The organism is Marinimicrobium sp. UBA4509 (assembly GCF_002388575.1).
Lineage (GTDB): Bacteria > Pseudomonadota > Gammaproteobacteria > Pseudomonadales > Cellvibrionaceae > Marinimicrobium > Marinimicrobium koreense.
In genome coordinates, this window is the sequence record NZ_DGMV01000009.1 from 679 (window position 1) to 1,642 (window position 964).

1 protein-coding gene is annotated in these 964 nt (G+C 62.6%); it reads left to right on the plus strand.

Annotation, left to right across the window (positions count from 1 at the left end):
* The first annotated feature begins 128 nt into the window (after positions 1–128).
* Positions 129–908: a TatD family hydrolase gene (locus B3520_RS01280; RefSeq protein WP_286804294.1), complete on the plus strand. Its 780-nt coding sequence runs from the start codon at positions 129–131 to the stop codon at positions 906–908.
* Positions 909–964: the final 56 nt, after the last annotated feature.

Sequence of the window (964 nt, forward strand, 5' to 3'; positions counted from 1 at the left end):
AAAGGCATTTCCCTCCACGGACCGGACGCAACCAAAATCGCTTTAATTAACCGGCACGACATACCCACCCCTGGTATGCGACAATTCCCGCCCGATCGCCCATTCACCCGAACTCACGACCGACTGCAATGCTGACCGACTCCCACTGCCACCTCGACCGCATCGACCTCAAACCCTACAACGGCGACCTCAACGCCGCCCTCGACGCCGCCCGCGAGCGGGGCATCCGGCAATTCCTGTGCATCGGCGTCAGCCTCGAAAACCGCGAAACCGTCGTCGACATCGCCCGCCAATACCCCGACGTCTACGCCTCCGTCGGCGTCCACCCCTGCGACGTCGAATCCGGCACCGCCACCGTCGAACAGCTGGTAGAGTGGGGCGGGGCACCCGAAGTCATCGGCCTGGGCGAAACCGGGCTCGACTACCACTATGCCGAGCAGACCAAAGAACTCCAACAGGAAAGCTTCGCCCTGCACCTCAAAGCCGGTGCCCAGGCAGGACTGCCCATCATCGTCCACACCCGCGAAGCCCGGGAAGACACCCTGGCCCTGATCCGCGAACACGGCAGCACCGAACACGCCGGCGTCCTCCACTGCTTCACCGAAACCTGGGACATGGCCAGCCAGGCCCTCGACCTCGGCTACTACATATCCCTATCCGGCATCGTCACCTTCAACAGCGCCAAAGCCCTGCGCGAAGTGGCCAAACAGATCCCCCTCGACCGCCTGTTGGTCGAAACCGACTCCCCATACCTGGCGCCCGTCCCGCACCGGGGAAAATCCAACGAGCCCCAATACGTACGCGAAGTGGCAGAGTTTGTCGCCGATCTTCGGGGAATACCCGTAGAACAGCTCGCGGAGCAGACCACCGAGAATTTCCATCGGTTGTTTCCGAAATCCCGGGATTAGGCAACGGCGGATGCGACCGATGTGTGGCACTGAGGTCCGGCAAGGGGACACCCTTT

Excerpts from the sequence above, each read along its gene's own strand:
- B3520_RS01280 (WP_286804294.1), top strand. The coding sequence starts at position 129 with ATGCTGACCGACTCCCACTGCCACCTCGACCGCATCGACCTCAAACCC.